The organism is Streptomyces sp. NPDC048254 (assembly GCF_043201895.1).
Taxonomy (GTDB): Bacteria; Actinomycetota; Actinomycetes; order Streptomycetales; family Streptomycetaceae; genus Streptomyces.
In genome coordinates this window covers 352,802-369,404 of the sequence record NZ_JBICZJ010000011.1, presented here as the reverse complement: position 1 = coordinate 369,404, position 16,603 = coordinate 352,802, and the positions used below count along the sequence as shown (strand labels likewise).

The window sequence follows — 16,603 nt, the reverse complement described above, 5'->3', positions numbered from 1 at the left end:
AGCTTCTTGCGGCCCTGAGGGCTCCGTACCTTCCGAATCTCGAAGTCCATCGCATCCCCTGAACTGGGGTGTTGCGACAACCACTAGAACGGAAGCAGTGGGATCGGGCCCTTTCTCATAGGCGCGGGCGGGGGCAGTCGCCGTGCGCGGTTCCCCGCGCCCCTTCAGGCACACCTGCGGGGCGGCGCCCTGAGCGTGCGCCATTCCCGCGCCCCCCGGGTAAGGCCGCGCAACGCGCATAAACAGGGCGGGGCCCCGGACACATGTCCGGGGCCCCGCCCTGTGGTGCTCTGCCGATGCCTACGGCGCGCTACGCGCCCGCCGTCAGTTGTCGTCCTCGTCGATGAGGAAGCCGCGCATCGGGGACGGCGCCTGGCCCATCGGGGACGGGCCCTGCGGGCGTACCGGTGCCATCGGCTGGGTCATCGCCGGCGTCATCTGCTGCTGGCCGCCGTAGGACGGCGGAGCGGGGGACGGACCGCCCATGGGCTGGTTGCCGCCGTAGGACGGGGCGCTCGCGCCTGCCGGGGCCATGGAAGGCGCCGGGGACGGCGGGAGGGAGGCCGTGGCCGGGGTGCGCGGCGGCGCCAGGGAGTCGTCGGCCTGGGTCTCCAGCTGACGCAGCTGCGACTCCAGGTACGACTTCAGACGCGTGCGGTACTCGCGCTCGAAGCCGCGCAGGTCCTCGACCTTGCGCTCCAGCGTGGCGCGCGCGGACTCCAGGGAGCCCATGGCGACGCGGTGCTTCTCCTGCGCGTCCCGCTCCAGCGCGTCCGCCTTGGCACGGGCGTCACGCTCCAGACCCTCGGCGCGGCTGCGGGCCTCGCCGACGATCTTGTTGGCCTCGGAGCGGGCCTCGGCGATCGCCTGGTCGGCGGTCTGCTGGGCCAGCGAGAGGACTCGGGCGGCGCTGTCGCCACCGGGGCCCTGACCGGGGCCGCCCATCGGACCGCCCATGGGGCCGCCCATCGGGCCACCCATCTGCTGCTGCATGGGGGGCTGGCCGCCCATCGGGCCCTGGCCCATGCCCTGGCCCATCGGACCCTGACCCATGGGGCCCTGACCCATCGGACCACCCTGGCCCATCGGACCCTGACCCATGGGGCCCTGACCCATCGGACCACCCTGGCCCATCGGACCCTGACCCATCGGCCCAGGACCCTGCGGACCGCCCTGGCCACTGGGACCGGCCGGCAGCTGCGGGGCGCCGCTCGGCAGCTGCGGGGGCCCACCCATGGGGCCACCCATCTGCTGCTGCGGCGGGCCCGATATGCCGGCGGGCACCGGAGCGCCGGGGCCTCGCATGCCCTGCTGAGGCATGCCGCCCTGCTGCGGCATACCACCCTGCTGAGGCATGCCGCCCTGAGGCATACCGCCCTGCTGCATACCGCCCTGCTGGTCCTGCGGCTCCGGAGGCTTGCGCATGTTCTGCTGGTTCTGGGCAGCCGCGCGCGTGGCCGCGGCGAGCTTGGCGCGCAGGTCCTCGTTCTCGCGCAGCAGGCGCGTCAGTTCGGCTTCGACCTCATCGAGGAAGGCATCGACCTCGTCCTCGTCATAGCCTTCTCGGAGGCGGACGGTCGTGAACTGCTTGTTCCGCACGTCCTCGGGGGTCAACGGCATCTCTTCACCTCAACGTAGTCGTCGGCATCGGCAAGACGGTAGGTCACATCGCTCATCACAGCCGACCAACGATCGCGATCAGGATGTAAACGATGATCATCAGTACGAAGAAGGACAGGTCGAGCGCCACGCCCCCGAGACGCAGCGGCGGGATGACCCGCCGCAGAAGCTTGAGCGGTGGATCGGTGACAGTGTAGGTGGCCTCAAGTACGACCACCATCGCCTTGCCGGGTTGCCATGAGCGGGCGAACTGGAACACATAGTCCATGACCAACCGGAAGAGCAGCACGATGAGGAAGCACATCAGCGCGATGCGAATCACATCCAGGAACACGCTCATGATCCGTGCTTCCCTCTCCCCTGTCCCGTGCCTTGTACCGGTGTTGCGTCTCAGCTCTGGTTGAAGAACCCGCCCTCTGCGATGCGGGCCTTGTCCTCCGCCGTGACATCGACGTTAGCAGGCGACAACAGGAACACCTTCTGCGTCACCCGCTCGATGCTGCCGTGAAGACCAAACACCAAACCAGCCGCAAAGTCGACAAGTCGCTTCGCGTCTGTGTCATCCATCTCAGTCAGATTCATGATCACCGGGGTGCCCTCACGGAAGTGTTCCCCGATGGTACGGGCCTCGTTGTAGGTCCGGGGGTGAAGCGTGGTGATCCGGTAAGGCTCTCGTTCCGACACGACCTTGGGCATGATCACCGGTGCGTTCTTCTCCAGGCTTGCGCGTTCTTGTGTGATGGACGCCACGGGGGCGATACGCGCCGGGCGTCCCGATTCCGCGGCTAGCGAAGCGGAATGCGACACCGGTTCGCGCGGTGCCGACGGCTGTACCACTCGTACCGAATCGTCCCTTTGGGACTGGTGTGCACTGTGGGACTGGTGCGACGGCTCATGCCGTCGGTGGTCCCGTTCGGGCTCCGGGTCCAGTTCGGGCTCGAAGTCGTCGTCGGGGTCGAATCCGCGGCCGTCGTACCCATCGTCCTCCACGAGGCCGAGGTAGACCGCCATCTTGCGCATCGCGCCGGCCATGCTCTGAGTCCTCCGCTCTGTGGTGGATCGGTGACGACTGCCAAGTCCCGCGATCCACGTGGCCGTTGTGCCCGTATTGGGCCGCATTGACCATATTTTCTGCTGTGGTCCGACTTCTTGGCGACGTTACCCGAGCCTGGGGCGGACGCCGAGTACCGCAGTGCCGACGCGCACATGTGTCGCCCCGGCGGCCACGGCTTCCTCAAGGTCCGCACTCATCCCTGCGGAGACCATGTTCGCAGCCGGATGGGCTCGGCGCAGGTCGGTCGACAAATCCATCAACCGCTCGAACGCCGCCTGTTGGCGCCCCGCGTACTCCCCGGTGAGCGGTGCGACGGTCATCAGCCCGCCGAGCCGCAGCCCCGGCGCCGCGGCGACGAGGTCGGCCAACTCTTCGATTCCGCCCGGCGCCACGCCGCCGCGCTCACCCCTTCCGCTCGCGCCCGCGTCGAGCGCGACCTGGAGCAGACACCCCACCTCACGCCCGGCCCGCACCGCCTCCCTGGACAGCGCCCCGACGAGCTTGGAACGATCGACGGACTGGACGATATCCGCGTAACCCACCACGGATCGCACTTTGTTGGTCTGCAACTGGCCAACAAAGTGCCAAGTAAGGGGCAGATCGGCGCATTCGGCAGCTTTGGGAGCTGCGTCCTGGTCCCGGTTCTCGGCGACATGGCGCACGCCGAGTCCCGACAGGATCCGTACGTCGCTCGCCGGGTAGGTCTTGGTGACCACGATCAGGGTCACCTCCTCCCGCTTGCGCCCGGCCGCCGCACAGGCGGCGGCGATGCGCTCTTCCACTTTCGCCAGGTTTCCGGCGAGTTCGGTCTTACGGTCCGTCATGTCCCATCAGTCCAGCCACACATAGCCCGCGAGCCGCCCGGTGGTGCGGTCGCGACGGTACGAGAAGTGATCGCCCGACTCCAGCGTGCACACCGGCGACTGCGCCCGGTCGAGCACCCCGGCGCGTGCGAGCTGCGCGTGCACACCGGCGCTCACGTCGACCGCCGGAGTGCCCCAGCTGGTCTCGGCGTGCGCCGTCGGCTCGACCTCGGCCACTTCGGCGCGCATCGCCTCCGGCACCTCGTAGCACCGTCCGCAGACGGCGGGCCCGGTACGGGCGACGATCCGGGCCGGGTCGGCGCCGAGCGACTCCATGGCGTCGATCGCGGCCGGCACGATCCCCTTCACCATGCCCGGCCGTCCGGCGTGGGCGGCGGCTACCACTCCGGCCACCGGGTCGGCCAGCAGGACCGGCACGCAGTCGGCGGTCAGCACGGCGAGGGCGAGCCCCCGGGTCGCGGTCACCAGTCCGTCGACCGGCGGAGTCTGCCGGGTGGTCCAGGGCCCCTCGACCTCGGCGACGAGGTTGCCGTGCACCTGGTTCATCCAGACCACCCGGCCGGGGTCCAGGCCGAGCGACTTGGCGGCGAGTTCCCGATTGGTCCGCACCACGTCGGGGTCGTCGCCGACTGCCCCGCCCAGGTTGAGCTGCTCGTACGGAGCGGCGCTCACCCCGCCCCACCTGTCGGTGAAAGCGAAGTGCGCGCCGCTCACGGTTTCGCGCTGTCCTATCACGACTGAAGGATCACTTGAGGAAGTCCGGTACGTCCAGTTCCTCGGCCGCGCTGTCCGTGTAGGAACGCGACGGCGGGACCGGTGGGGCGACCGGGATGTCGGCCACCGGCTCGGGTGCCGGCTCCGGCTCCTCCTTCGGGGTCACGCTGCCGAGCGAGCCGAAGGACGGGCGGGACTCGGACTGCCGGGCCGGAGCGGGCTCCTCGCGGCGGGCCGAGGACGCCGAGGACGAGGACGAGCCCAGCACGGTGTCCCGGCGGGCCGGGGGCTGGCCCCCGTCGAAGCCGGCCGCAATGACCGTGACGCGGACCTCGTCGCCGAGGGCGTCGTCGATGACCGCGCCGAAGATGATGTTGGCCTCGGGGTGGGCGGCCTCGCTGACCAGCTGGGCGGCCTCGTTGATCTCGAACAGGCCGAGGTCGGAGCCGCCGGAGATGGAGAGCAGGACGCCCCTGGCGCCGTCGATGGAGGCCTCCAGGAGCGGCGAGGAGATCGCCATCTCGGCGGCGGCCACCGCGCGGTCGTCGCCGCGGGCCGAGCCGATGCCCATGAGGGCCGAACCGGCCTCGGACATGACGGACTTGACGTCGGCGAAGTCGAGGTTGATCAGGCCGGGCGTGGTGATGAGGTCGGTGATGCCCTGGACACCGGAGAGCAGGACCTGGTCGGCCGACTTGAACGCGTCGAGGACCGAGACCTGGCGGTCCGAGATGGAGAGCAGCCTGTCGTTGGGGATGACGATGAGGGTGTCGACCTCTTCGCGGAGTTCCGCGATGCCGTCCTCGGCCTGGTTGGCGCGGCGCCGGCCCTCGAAGGTGAAGGGGCGGGTGACCACGCCGATGGTGAGGGCGCCCAGCGAGCGGGCGATGTTGGCCACGACGGGGGCGCCGCCGGTGCCGGTGCCGCCGCCTTCGCCGGCCGTCACGAAGACCATGTCGGCCCCCTTGAGGACCTCCTCGATCTCCTCGCGGTGGTCCTCGGCGGCCTTGCGGCCGACGGCCGGGTTGGCGCCGGCGCCGAGTCCCCGGGTGAGTTCACGGCCGACGTCGAGCTTGACGTCGGCGTCGCTCATCAACAGCGCCTGTGCGTCGGTGTTGATGGCGATGAACTCGACGCCCTTGAGACCGACCTCGATCATCCGGTTGATGGCATTGACACCACCGCCGCCGACACCGATGACCTTGATGACTGCGAGGTAGTTCTGCGGTGCTGCCACGTCGAAGGCCTCTCGCCTCGAATTACGTTGCCGCCGCCATGCGATGCCCGCGTGGGACGGCAGATGCCGATTGGGACGGTCCGTAGCGCCGACCCGAACCCTAACCCTGAAGTTTAGGGTTACCAGTGTGTCTGTTCCCTGGAGTCTTCTGAACAGGACACTAAGTCGACAAGTGGCGCGCGTTCAACGAACACGCCGAACCTCCCGTTTTTCTTTTCACCCTATGTGATCAGCCGTAGCAGTGCCCAACCAGGGTGCTGGCCTGCGCAGATGTGCGTCAACTCGCCGATGACGCAGGGGCGGTGGGAACACTTACGTCGAAGTGCCGCGCACCGGAAGCGGCTTTCATGAGAGCGGTGAGCGTGCGTGCCTTGGCGGCACCGTTCTCGGCGCTGCCCCACTCGACGGTGCGGCCGCCGCCCAACTCCAGCGTGATGTCGTCGTAGGAACGGACCTTGAGGGTCCGGGTGTCCCGGCGGACTGCGGCCGGAATGTCACCCGCGACATCCACGGCTTCCCGCACCAGCCGGTCGGTGCCGAAACGGCGCAGGCTCGCGGTGGCCGAACCCGACCGGGACAGACTCAATTCCAGCGCCGGAGCGCCTTTCGGCGCCTGCGAAACTGTCGCGAATCGGACGCCTTCCTTGTCCACTTCGGTGAACTTTCCGCCCTTTTCGATGAGCAGAACCGGAGTGCGCTCGGTCACTTTCAGCCCGATTCCATGGGGCCAGGAACGGACGACGTCAATCTCGTCAATTCGGGGCAGTTTCCGGCGCAGTCGGGCCTCGATGCCGTCCGTGTCGACGGAAATCAGCGGCGCGCCGACGGGGACGTCGGCCGCCTCCCGCACCTGCTCCGGCGTCAGAACGACCGTACCGGAGACGGAGACATGCCGAAGGCGCAGCCACGAGGACCCGTACAGCAGCCAGACGGAGCCGGATCCCAGGAGCACAACCACCAGAACCAGAATGACGATCGTACGAAAGCGGCGATTCCTCCATCGCCGGGCGGGCGGCGGGCCGGACGACTCCTGCTGGCGTTCACCGCGCTCGGCGGTGGTCGGTCCGGCCACGCTGCTCACTTGCCTTTCGTCATACGGCCTAACGGCTTGAGGCGATCGCCTCGTACACCATCCCGACGAGCAGGTCGTCGGCGTCCCGGCGGCCGAACTCGCTTGCCGCGCGGGACATCTCGTACAGCCGGTGTGGGTCGGCGAGCACGGGCAGGACGTTCTGCTGCACCCACTCCGGGGTGAGTTCCGCGTCGTCGACCAGCAGACCGCCGCCGGCCTTGACCACCGGCTGGGCGTTCAGCCGCTGTTCGCCGTTGCCGATGGGCAGCGGGACATAGGCGGCCGGGAGCCCGACGGCGGAGAGTTCGGCGACGGTCATCGCGCCCGCTCGGCAGAGCATCATGTCGGCCGCGGCGTACGCGAGGTCCATCCGGTCCAGGTAACTTACCGGGATGTACGGGGGCATCCCCGGCATCTGGTGCACCTGCGGCAGTTCGTTCTTCGGGCCGACCGCGTGCAGGATCTGGATGCCGGCCTGCTGGAGCCAGGGGGCGACCTGCTGGATGACCTCGTTGAGGCGGCGGGCGCCCTGGGAGCCGCCGGAGACCAGCAGCGTGGGCAGGTTGGGGTCGAGACCGAAGCGGTGCCGGGCCTCGGGGCGGACGGCGGCGCGGTCCAGGACGGAGATGGAGCGGCGCAGCGGGATGCCGATGTAGCGGGCGTCACGCAGCTTGCTGTCCGGGGTGGAGACCGCGACCCGGGCGGCGTACCGGGAGCCGATCTTGTTGGCGAGGCCGGGGCGGGCGTTGGCCTCGTGGATCACGATCGGCACGCCGAGGCGCTTGGCGGCGAGGTAGCCGGGCAGGGCGACATAGCCGCCGAAGCCGACGACGCAGTCCGCCTTGGTGCGCTCCAGGATCTGCTCGGCCGCCTTGATGGTGCCGCGCAGCCGGCCCGGGACGGTGATCAGTTCGGGGGTGGGCTTGCGGGGCAGCGGCACCGCCGGGATCAGGGCGAGCTCGTAGCCGCGCTCGGGTACCAGCTTGGTCTCCAGGCCGCGCTCCGTGCCCAGGGCCGTGATCCCCACGGTGGGGTCCTGCCTGCGCAGGGCGTCCGCGAGGGCGAGCGCGGGCTCGATGTGGCCGGCGGTCCCCCCACCAGCGAGTACGACATGCACCGAAATTCACCGCTCTCCGGACGAGCGCGCCACCGGGGCGCGCCGTCGCATCGTGTTCCATCTCCGAGGGCCCCGAGGACTCCCAGCTCCCCGCTTTCTACCAAAGCGAGGTTGCCGCGCCGCAAGCGCCGCCCGCGCAGCGGGCTCGTCGCGCGCGAAGGCGATCAGCAACCCGATGGCGAACATGGTCGGCAACAGGGCGGAGCCTCCGTAGGAGAACAGCGGGAGGGGGACGCCGGCGATCGGCAGCAGGCCGAGCACCGCACCGATGTTGATCACTGCCTGGGCGGTGATCCAGGTGGTCACGCCTCCCGCGGCATACCTCACGAAGGGGTCCTCCGTGCGTCCGGCCACGCGGATACCCGCATAGCCTAGAGCCGCGAAGAGGGCCAGTACCGACAGCGTCCCCGCCAGGCCCAGTTCCTCACCGGTGACGGCGAAGATGAAGTCGGTATGGGCTTCGGGCAGTTGGCCCCATTTTTCCACACTCGCACCGAGTCCGGAGCCGAAGAGTCCGCCGGAGGCCAGGGCGTAAATGCCATGAACCGCCTGCCAGCAGTCGGCGACGCCGGTCTTGGGCTCGGTGGCGCCGATGCAGGCGAGCCGGGCCATCCGGTTGGGGCTGGTCTTGATGAGGATCACACCGAGCAGGCCGGCGATCGACAGCACCCCGGCGAACAGCCGGGTCGGCGCCCCCGCCAGCCACAGCAGGCCGAAGAGGATCGCGGTCAGGATGATCGCCGTACCCATGTCGCCGCCGAGCATGATCAGCCCGAGCAGCAGGAAGCTGACCGGGACCAGCGGCACCAGCATGTGCTTCCACTGGGTCAGCAGCCGCTTCTCCTGTTTGCGCGCCATCAGGTCGGCGCCCCACAGCACCAGGGCGAGCTTGCCGAACTCGCTGGGCTGGATCTGGAAGGAGCCGCCGAGGGAGATCCAGTTCTGGTTGCCGTTGACCGACATCCCTATCCCGGGAATCTGTACCAGGGCCATCAGGAAGACGGCACCGGCGAGGATCGGATAGGCGAGCGCCCGGTGCAGTTTCACCGGCATGCGGGACGCCACGAACAGCAGCACGCCCCCGATGCAGGCGGCCAGGAACTGTTTGCGGAAGAAGAACGAACCCGGCAGCGACATCTGCAGCGCAGTGATCTGGGAGGCCGAGTAGACCATCACCAGGCCCAGCACGATGATCAGCAGACTGCCGCCGAGGATCAGGTAGTACGCGGTCAGCGGCCGGTCCCAGGCCCGGTGCAGGCGCGTGTGCAGCCGCCGCAGCGGGTTGTCCCGCGGCGTACGGGCGGCGGCGGGCCTGCGGACTGCTCGCTGTACGGGCGGTCGGCCGGTGCGGCTACCTGGCATCAACGCCTCCGCTGAACGTCGACCGTCCCACGCGTCCCTCCCAAGGTCGCCCGGCAGGCGGCCGGGTCAGGCGCCGAGTTCGCGAACAGCCTGAGCGAACGCGTCACCGCGCTTGTTGTAGTTGGCGAACATGTCCATGGAGGCACAGGCGGGGGCAAGCAGCACCGTGTCTCCGGCGACAGCGAGTCGCCGCGCCTCCTGGACCGCCGCGAGCATCGCCCCAGTGTCGGTCCGGTCGAGGTCGACGACGGGTACTTCCGGCGCGTGTCGCGCCAGGGCGTCCCGGATGAGGGCGCGATCGGCGCCGATCAGCACCACGCCGCGAAGTCGCTTTGCCGACTTGGCGACCAGTTCGTCGAAGGTCGCCCCCTTCGCCAGACCGCCCGCAATCCATACGATCGGTTCATATGACGCCAACGAGGCTTCCGCCGCGTGCGTGTTGGTCGCCTTGGAGTCGTCGATGTACGCGACCCCGTCCACGTCGGCCACGTGCGCGATGCGGTGGGCGTCCGGGGTGAAGTTCCGCAGCCCGTCCCGTACGGCCGTGGCGGGCACCCCGAAGGCGCGCGCGAGGGCCGCCGCGGCAAGGGCATTGGCGATGTTGTGCGGGGCGGGCGGGTTGACGTCGGAGACCTCGGCCAGCTCCTGGGCGTTCTGCTGCCGGTTCTCGACGAAGGCGCGGTCGACCAGGATGCCGTCCACGACACCGAGTTGGGACGGCCCCGGAGTGCCGAGGGTGAAGCCGATGGCCCGGCAGCCCTCCTCGACGTCGGCCTGCCGCACCAGCTCCTCGGTGAGCTTGTCGGCGACGTTGTAGACGCAGGCGACCCGGTTGCCCTCGTAGATGCGGCCCTTGTCGGCGGCGTACGCCTCCATGGAGCCGTGCCAGTCGAGGTGGTCGGGGGCGAGGTTGAGCACGACCGCCGAGTGGGCGCGCAGGGAGGGCGCCCAGTGCAGCTGATAGCTGGACAGCTCGACGGCCAGGACGTCGTACTCCTCGTCGCCGAGGACCGCGTCGAGCAGCGAGACGCCGATGTTGCCGACGGCCGCCGTGCGCAGCCCCGCGGCCTTCAGGATCGACGCCAGCATCTGGACGGTGGTGGTCTTGCCGTTGGTGCCCGTGACGGCGAGCCAGGGCGCGGCCTTTTTGCCGTCCCGGCCCCGCAGCCGCCAGGCGAGCTCCACGTCGCCCCAGATGTCGACACCGGCTTCACGTGCCGCCTGGAACAGCGGCTTGTCCGGCTTCCAGCCGGGCGCGGTGACGATCAGCTCCGTGCCCTCCGGCAGGGTCGCGCCGTCACCGAGCCGTACCGTGACGCCCAGCGCCTCCAGTTCGGCGGCCTGCTCACGCGCGCGTGCGTCGTCGCCGTCGTTGACGACCGTGACGATCGCGCCCCGCGCGTGCAGCACCTTGGCCGCCGGGACACCGGAGACGCCGAGCCCGGCGACGGTGACGTGCCTGCCCTGCCAGTCGGTCACTTTTGCGCTGCCCATCCTGCATAGAAGAGCCCAAGTCCGACAATCACACAGATACCTTGGATGATCCAGAAGCGGACCACCACCAGGACTTCGGACCAGCCCTTGAGTTCGAAGTGGTGCTGGAGTGGCGCCATCCGGAAGACGCGCCTGCCGGTGAGCCGGAAAGAGCCGACCTGGATGACGACCGACATGGTGATGAGGACGAACAGGCCGCCCATGAGGGCCACGAGGAGTTCCGTGCGGGACAGGATCGCGAGGCCGGTGAGGACACCGCCGAGCGCGAGCGAACCGGTGTCGCCCATGAAGATCTTGGCCGGCGAGGTGTTCCACCACAGGAAGCCCAGGCAGGAACCCATCAGCGCGGAGGCGATGACCGCGAGGTCCAGCGGATCGCGGACCGTGTAGCAGGCGTTGGGGTTGGTCAGGGTCATCGCGTTGGCGCAGGACTCCTGGAACTGCCAGACGCCGATGAACGTGTAGGCGCCGAAGACGAGCACGGAGGCGCCGGTGGCGAGACCGTCCAGACCGTCCGTCAGGTTCACGCCGTTGGACATCGCGAGGATCATGAACAGCGCCCAGACCACGAACAGCACCGGGCCGATGGTCCAGCCGAAGTCCGTGATGAAGGACAGCTTGGTGGACGCCGGGGTGTTGCCGATGGCATCCGGGAACTGCAGCGAGAGCACCGCGAAGGAGATGCCGACGATCAGCTGGCCGGCCATCTTCGCCTTGGCCCGCAGACCCAGCGAGCGCCGCTTGACGATCTTGATGTAGTCGTCCAGGAAGCCGACCAGGCCCATCCCGCACATCAGGCCGAGCACCAGCAGGCCCGAGTAGGTCGGGGCGTAGCCGGTGATCACCTTGGACAGGAAGTAGGCGGCGACCGTCGACAGGATGAAGGCGATACCGCCCATCGTCGGCGTACCGCGCTTGCTGGCGTGCTCGCGCGGGCCGTCGTCACGGATGTACTGGCCGTAGCCCTTGCGGGCGAGGAGCTTGATCAGCAGCGGGGTGCCGACCAAGGTCAGGAAGAGACCGATGACGCCCGAGAAGAGGATCTGCTTCATCATCGGGCATCAACACCCTCGGCACCGCTCTGGAGGAGCGCCTGGGCAACGCTCTCCAGACCCACCGACCGTGACGCCTTCACGAGGACGACGTCCCCCGGGCGCAACTCGCTGCGCAACAGGTCGACCGCCGCCTGTGCGTCGGACACGTGCACCGACTCCTCACCCCACGAACCCTCGTTATATGCGCCCAGTTGCAGCCAGGAGGCTTCCAGTCCCCCGACCGCGACGAGCTTGCCGACATTGAGCCGGACGGCGAGCCGTCCGACCGCGTCGTGCTCGGCGAGCGCCTCGTCCCCGAGCTCGGCCATCTTGCCGAGCACCGCCCACGTGCGTCCCCCCTTTGCCTGTGCGGCTGTGCCCATGGCCGCGAGCGCGCGCAGGGCGGCTCGCATGGACTCGGGGTTGGCGTTGTAGGCGTCGTTGACGATGGTCACGCCGTCCGGGCGCTCGGTGACCTCCATACGCCAGCGGGAGAGGGAGCCAGCCTCGGAGAGCGCGGTGGCGATCTCTTCCGCGGACATGCCCAGCTCATGGGCGACGGCGGCCGCGGCGAGCGCGTTCGACACGTGGTGCTCACCGTACAGGCGCATGGTCACATCGCTTGCACCGGAGGGTGTGTGAAGGCTGAACGCGGGCTGTCCCGTGTCCGTGAGTCGTACGTTCTCGGCGCGTACGTCCGCTTCGGCCGACTCTCCGAAAAGGACCACCTTCGCCTTGGTACGGGATGCCATGGCCCGCACCAGGGGGTCGTCCGCGTTGAGGATCGCGGTGCCGCCGTCCTCGGCCGGGGGCAGGGCCTCCACCAACTCGCCCTTCGCCTGGGCGATCTGCTCACGGCCGCCGAACTCGCCGATGTGGGCGGTGCCGACGTTGAGGACCAGGCCGATCCTCGGGGGCGTCAGATCCGTCAGGTAGCGGATGTGGCCGATGCCGCGGGCGCCCATCTCCAGCACCAGGAACTTCGTCTCCTCGGTGGCGGACAGGGCGGTCAGCGGCAGCCCGATCTCGTTGTTGAACGAGCCGGGCGTGAACACGGTGGGTGCCTTGGTGCGCAGCACCTGGGCGATGAGGTCCTTGGTACTGGTCTTGCCGGCCGAGCCGGTGAGGGCCACGAGGGTCGCGCCGAGCCGTCGTACGACATGGCGGGCGAGGGCGCCGAGGGCGGTCTGGACGTCGTCCACGACGATCGCGGGCACGCCGACGGGGCGGGACGCCAGCACGGCGACCGCGCCCTGTCCGACGACCTGGGCCGCGAAGTCGTGGCCGTCCACGCGCTCGCCCACGAAGGCGGCGAACAGGCTGCCGGGGCCCGCCTCACGGGAGTCCCGGACGACCTCCCCGGTGACCTGGACGGACGGATCCGGTATGTCGTGCGTCTGCCCGCCGACGACTGCTGCGATCTCGGCGAGGGAGAGGGCGATCACAAGTTCATCCCTGGGTCTTCTGGATAGCTTCGCGAAGCACCTGGCGGTCGTCGAAGGGACGAACCACGCCGGCGATGTCCTGGCCCTGCTCATGGCCCTTGCCGGCGACCAGCACGGTGTCGCCGGGGTGGGCGCGGGCGACGGCCGCGGCGATCGCGGCGGCCCGCTCCTCGAAGAGGAGCACCTCGCCGCGCTCGTGGGCGGGCACCGTGGCGGCGCCTTCGAGCATGGCCGCGAGGATGGCGAGCGGGTCCTCGGAGCGGGGGTTGTCGGAGGTCAGTACGGCCGTGTCGGCGAGCCGGGCCGCGGCGGCGCCCATCGGCGCCCGCTTGGTCATGTCGCGGTCGCCGCCGCAGCCGAGGACGATGTGCAGCCGGCCCTTGGTGACCTTGCGCAGGGCCTTGAGGACCGATTCGACGGCGTCCGTCTTGTGGGCGTAGTCGACGACCGCGAGGTAGGGCTGTCCGGCGTCCACGCGCTCCAGGCGGCCCGGGACACCCGGGACGGCGGCGATGCCGTCGGCGGCCGTCTGCGGGTCGAGGCCCGCGGCGGCCAGGGCGACGATCGCGGCGAGGGTGTTGGCCACGTTGAAGGGGCCCGGCAGCGGCGACTTGGCGGCGATCCGGACGTCCCCGGGCCCGACGACGGTGAACGTCGAGTCCATCGGGCCGATATGGACGTCCGCGGCCCGCCAGTCGGCGTCGGGGTGGCCTTCGGCGGAGTAGGTGACGACCGGGACGCCGGCCTCGCGGGCGAGTCTGCGGCCGTACTCGTCGTCGACGTTGACCACCCCCCGTTTGCTGCGTTCCGGGGTGAAGAGCCGCGCCTTGGCCCGGAAGTAGTCCTCCATGTCGGAGTGGAACTCCATGTGTTCCGGGCTGAGGTTGGTGAAGACGGCGATGTCGAAGACGCAGCCGTCGACCCGGCCGAGGACCAGGGCGTGGCTGGAGACCTCCATGGCGACGGCCTCGACGCCGCGCTCGCGCATGACGGCGAACAGGGCCTGGAGGTCGGTGGCCTCGGGGGTGGTGCGCTCGGACTTGATGCGCTCGTCGCCGATGCGCATCTCGACGGTGCCGATGAGTCCCGTGCTGCGCGTGCTCTTCAGGCCGCCCTCGACCAGGTAGGCCGTGGTGGTCTTGCCGGAGGTGCCGGTGATGCCGATCTGGAGCAGGTCGCGGCCCGGGTGACCGTAGATGGTGGCCGCGAGTTCCCCCATCCGCGCGCGCGGGTCGTCGACGACCAGGACCGGCAGGCCGGTCGCGGCGGCGCGTTCGGCGCCCGCCGGGTCGGTCAGCACGGCGACCGCGCCGAGGCCGGCGGCCTGGGCGACGAAGTCGGCGCCGTGCAGCCGGGCACCCGGCAGGGCGGCGTACACGTCGCCGGGGCGGACCGCGCGCGAGTCATGGGTGATGCCCGTGACCTCCACCGCGTTGTCCGCGGTGTCCGGGACGGCGGCACCCAGCTGATCGGCGAGCTCCGCGAGGGGTGTGGCGGAGACCTGAACCGGCCTGGGCGGCCCCGGATATGTCACGGAAGCGCCCTTCTGGGTGGTTTGGGACTGATCAGCGTGTGGCACGGCGGTGAGCGTACCGGGCGCACCCGCTCCGGAGCGAAGTGAGGGGCTCGGCGCCCGGTGGTTCCCGGGATCGGGGGTGATCGTTGTCACGGGCTCGTTCCTGGTGGTCTTTCCGGAAAACTGGGGCGCTGATCAGGGCTTGTAGTCGACGGGCAGCTTCGCCGCCTTGGCGCCGGTCGGCGGGATCTGCAGGGTCTTGAGGGCGAACTCCATCACCTGCTTGTAGATCGGGCCGCAGATCTGGCCGCCGAAGTAGCTGCCGGCGGTGGCGTTCTGGATGGCGCAGTAGACGGTGATGCGGGGGTTGTCCGCGGGCGCGAACCCGGCGAACGACGAGGTGTAGCCGCGGTATCTGCCGGTGGCCGGATCCACTCGGTTGGCGGTGCCGGTCTTGCCCGCGACGTTGTAGCCGGGGATGGCGGCCTTGGCGCCGGTGCCCTGCTCGTCGTCCACGACGGACTCCAGCATCTCGGCAAGGGTCTTGGCCGTCTTCGCACTGACCACGCGCGACTTCTTGGGCTGCGCGGCCGGGGTGAAGCGGCCGTCGGCGCCCTTGGACCCGCGCACCAGGGAGGGCTCGACCCGGACTCCGCCGTTGGCGATGGTCGAGTAGACGGAGGCCGCCTGCATGGCGTTGATGGAGAAACCCTGGCCGAAAGGGATCGTGAACTGCTGCGAGGTCGACCACTTGGCCGGGGCGGCCAGAATGCCCCGGGTCTCGCCGGGGAAGCCCAGCCCGGTGTAGCCGCCGATGCCGAACTTGCGCAGATACGAGTAGAGGACCTGGTTGGCCTGCTCCTGGGTCTTGCCGAGCTGGCCGGTGGCGAGGATGGTGCCGATGTTGCTGGACTTGGCGAGCACGCCGTTGAGCGTGAGGTACCAGGTCGCGTGGTCGATGTCGTCCTTGAAGAGCCGGTCGCCGCGGTGCAGCCGGTTGGGCACCACCACATGGGTGAGCGGGGTGGCCGCGTTCTCCTCCAGGACGGCCGCCATCGACATCACCTTGGCGGTGGAGCCGGGCTCGTAGGCGTCCTGGAGGGCCGCGTTGCCCATCGCGGCGGCGTCGGCCGTCGACAGGTCGTTCGGGTCGAAGCCGGGCGAGTTGGCCATCGCCAGGATCTGCCCGGTCCTGGTGTCCTGGACGACCACGTAGCCGCGATCCGCCTTGGACTTCTCGACCTGCTCGGTGATGGCGTTCTGCGCGGCCCACTGGATGTCCCGGTCGATGGTCAGCTCGACGTCCGCGCCAGGGACGGCCGGGGTCTCCGTGGAGCCCGCGGTGGGCACCTCACGGCCGCCGGACTGGGCGTAGCGGATCTTGCCGTCCTTGCCGGTCAGCTGCTTGTCGAGCTGCTGCTCGATACCGCCGCCGCCCTTGCCGTCGGCGTTGACCCAGCCCAGTATCCCGGCGGCCAGGTCGCCGTTCGGGTACACGCGCTGGCTGCTGGGGTCGGCGAAGACACCGGCGAGCACGTTGACGGTGCCGCTGCCGGTGTCGGCCTTGTTGGTGAGCGCGGTCTTCAGGTCCTTGATCTGCTTCCAGACCTGCGGGGTCTGCCGGGTGGCGAGCCGGACGTAGCGCAGTTCCCTGTTCTCGGGCCGCAGCAGTTTGACGAGGTCCGCCTGGCTCTTGCCGAGGATCGGGGCGAGCAGCGCGGCGGCCTGTTCGGGTCCGTCGCCGACCTTGAGCTGCTTGCTGGTGAACATCGTGGGGTCGGCGGTGATGTCGTACGCGTCCTCGCTGATCGCCAGCGCCACGCCGTTGCGGTCGGTGATCCCGCCGCGCTCGGCGGCCAGGGTGTGCACGACGTACCGGTTCTGTTCGGCCTTGGCCGCGTACGCGCTGGCGTCGACGGCCTGCACCTGGAGCAGCCGTCCGACGAAGATCAGCAGCACCAGGGTCAGGGCGAAGCCGACCATGCGCAGCCGGGGGCGGGGGCTGCCGAGCCTCAGGGGGGGCTGGGCCGGGGGGCGCGACCCGCCCGGGCGGCGGACCGGGCGGGCGCCGGGGCCGGGCCCGCGCCGGACCGCGCCCCGGGGCTCCCGGGGGC

General features: G+C 69.8%; 14 protein-coding genes. All 14 read right to left on the bottom strand.

Annotated features, from left to right (window positions below):
- Window positions 1-324: 324 nt before the first annotated feature.
- Complete coding sequence (locus ACGFZQ_RS30540) at window positions 325-1,620, bottom strand: DivIVA domain-containing protein (protein WP_351732498.1); 1,296 nt, start codon at window positions 1,618-1,620, stop codon at window positions 325-327.
- A 55-nt stretch (window positions 1,621-1,675) separates the two neighbouring features.
- Complete coding sequence (locus ACGFZQ_RS30535; protein WP_351695260.1) at window positions 1,676-1,960, bottom strand: YggT family protein; 285 nt, start codon at window positions 1,958-1,960, stop codon at window positions 1,676-1,678.
- 50 nt (window positions 1,961-2,010) lie between these two features.
- Complete coding sequence (locus tag ACGFZQ_RS30530) at window positions 2,011-2,652, bottom strand: cell division protein SepF (protein WP_382546918.1); 642 nt, start codon at window positions 2,650-2,652, stop codon at window positions 2,011-2,013.
- Between the two features lie 126 nt (window positions 2,653-2,778).
- On the bottom strand, window positions 2,779-3,498 hold the full coding sequence (locus tag ACGFZQ_RS30525; RefSeq protein WP_393843026.1) for a YggS family pyridoxal phosphate-dependent enzyme: 720 nt from the start codon (window positions 3,496-3,498) through the stop codon (window positions 2,779-2,781).
- A gap of 6 nt (window positions 3,499-3,504) precedes the next feature.
- Window positions 3,505-4,233 (bottom strand): peptidoglycan editing factor PgeF, encoded by a 729-nt coding sequence (gene pgeF / locus ACGFZQ_RS30520; protein WP_351732491.1) that lies wholly within the window; start codon window positions 4,231-4,233, stop codon window positions 3,505-3,507.
- Window positions 4,234-4,243: 10 nt separating this feature from the next.
- The gene (gene ftsZ, locus ACGFZQ_RS30515) at window positions 4,244-5,449 is read right to left on the bottom strand and encodes a cell division protein FtsZ (protein ID WP_351732489.1); all 1,206 of its coding nucleotides are present in this window, start codon (window positions 5,447-5,449) and stop codon (window positions 4,244-4,246) included.
- A gap of 277 nt (window positions 5,450-5,726) precedes the next feature.
- Window positions 5,727-6,521 (bottom strand): cell division protein FtsQ/DivIB, encoded by a 795-nt coding sequence (locus ACGFZQ_RS30510; RefSeq protein ID WP_393843040.1) that lies wholly within the window; start codon window positions 6,519-6,521, stop codon window positions 5,727-5,729.
- A gap of 28 nt (window positions 6,522-6,549) precedes the next feature.
- Window positions 6,550-7,638 (bottom strand): undecaprenyldiphospho-muramoylpentapeptide beta-N-acetylglucosaminyltransferase, encoded by a 1,089-nt coding sequence (murG, locus tag ACGFZQ_RS30505; protein ID WP_351732486.1) that lies wholly within the window; start codon window positions 7,636-7,638, stop codon window positions 6,550-6,552.
- Window positions 7,639-7,644: 6 nt separating this feature from the next.
- Entirely contained in the window at window positions 7,645-9,000 is a 1,356-nt protein-coding gene (gene ftsW / locus ACGFZQ_RS30500) for a putative lipid II flippase FtsW (RefSeq protein WP_351732484.1), read from the bottom strand.
- 66 nt (window positions 9,001-9,066) lie between these two features.
- On the bottom strand, window positions 9,067-10,494 hold the full coding sequence (murD, locus tag ACGFZQ_RS30495; RefSeq protein ID WP_351732481.1) for a UDP-N-acetylmuramoyl-L-alanine--D-glutamate ligase: 1,428 nt from the start codon (window positions 10,492-10,494) through the stop codon (window positions 9,067-9,069).
- The gene (gene mraY, locus ACGFZQ_RS30490; protein WP_351695275.1) at window positions 10,476-11,549 is read right to left on the bottom strand and encodes a phospho-N-acetylmuramoyl-pentapeptide-transferase; all 1,074 of its coding nucleotides are present in this window, start codon (window positions 11,547-11,549) and stop codon (window positions 10,476-10,478) included. The genes murD and mraY overlap by 19 nt, the downstream gene beginning before the upstream one ends.
- Window positions 11,546-12,973, bottom strand: coding sequence for a UDP-N-acetylmuramoyl-tripeptide--D-alanyl-D-alanine ligase (murF, locus tag ACGFZQ_RS30485; RefSeq protein ID WP_351732478.1), 1,428 nt, complete (start codon window positions 12,971-12,973; stop codon window positions 11,546-11,548). Before murF ends, mraY begins: the two co-directional genes overlap by 4 nt.
- A gap of 4 nt (window positions 12,974-12,977) precedes the next feature.
- Window positions 12,978-14,642, bottom strand: coding sequence for a UDP-N-acetylmuramoyl-L-alanyl-D-glutamate--2,6-diaminopimelate ligase (locus ACGFZQ_RS30480; protein WP_393843025.1), 1,665 nt, complete (start codon window positions 14,640-14,642; stop codon window positions 12,978-12,980).
- Between the two features lie 42 nt (window positions 14,643-14,684).
- Window positions 14,685-16,472 carry a peptidoglycan D,D-transpeptidase FtsI family protein gene (locus tag ACGFZQ_RS30475; protein WP_393843024.1) on the bottom strand — a complete coding sequence of 596 codons (1,788 nt, stop codon included), beginning with the start codon at window positions 16,470-16,472 and terminating at the stop codon, window positions 14,685-14,687.
- Between the last annotated feature and the right edge of the window lie 131 nt (window positions 16,473-16,603).

What these genes read in the sequence shown, in the direction of transcription:
- ACGFZQ_RS30540 (WP_351732498.1), bottom strand. Translation starts at nt 1,620, where the DNA reads ATGCCGTTGACCCCCGAGGACGTGCGGAACAAGCAGTTCACGACCGTC.
- ACGFZQ_RS30535 (WP_351695260.1), bottom strand. Translation starts at nt 1,960, where the DNA reads ATGAGCGTGTTCCTGGATGTGATTCGCATCGCGCTGATGTGCTTCCTC.
- ACGFZQ_RS30530 (WP_382546918.1), bottom strand. Translation starts at nt 2,652, where the DNA reads ATGGCCGGCGCGATGCGCAAGATGGCGGTCTACCTCGGCCTCGTGGAG.
- ACGFZQ_RS30525 (WP_393843026.1), bottom strand. Translation starts at nt 3,498, where the DNA reads ATGACGGACCGTAAGACCGAACTCGCCGGAAACCTGGCGAAAGTGGAA.
- ftsW (WP_351732484.1), bottom strand. Translation starts at nt 9,000, where the DNA reads ATGCCAGGTAGCCGCACCGGCCGACCGCCCGTACAGCGAGCAGTCCGC.
- murD (WP_351732481.1), bottom strand. Translation starts at nt 10,494, where the DNA reads ATGGGCAGCGCAAAAGTGACCGACTGGCAGGGCAGGCACGTCACCGTC.
- mraY (WP_351695275.1), bottom strand. Translation starts at nt 11,549, where the DNA reads ATGATGAAGCAGATCCTCTTCTCGGGCGTCATCGGTCTCTTCCTGACC.
- ACGFZQ_RS30475 (WP_393843024.1), bottom strand. Translation starts at nt 16,472, where the DNA reads ATGGTCGGCTTCGCCCTGACCCTGGTGCTGCTGATCTTCGTCGGACGG.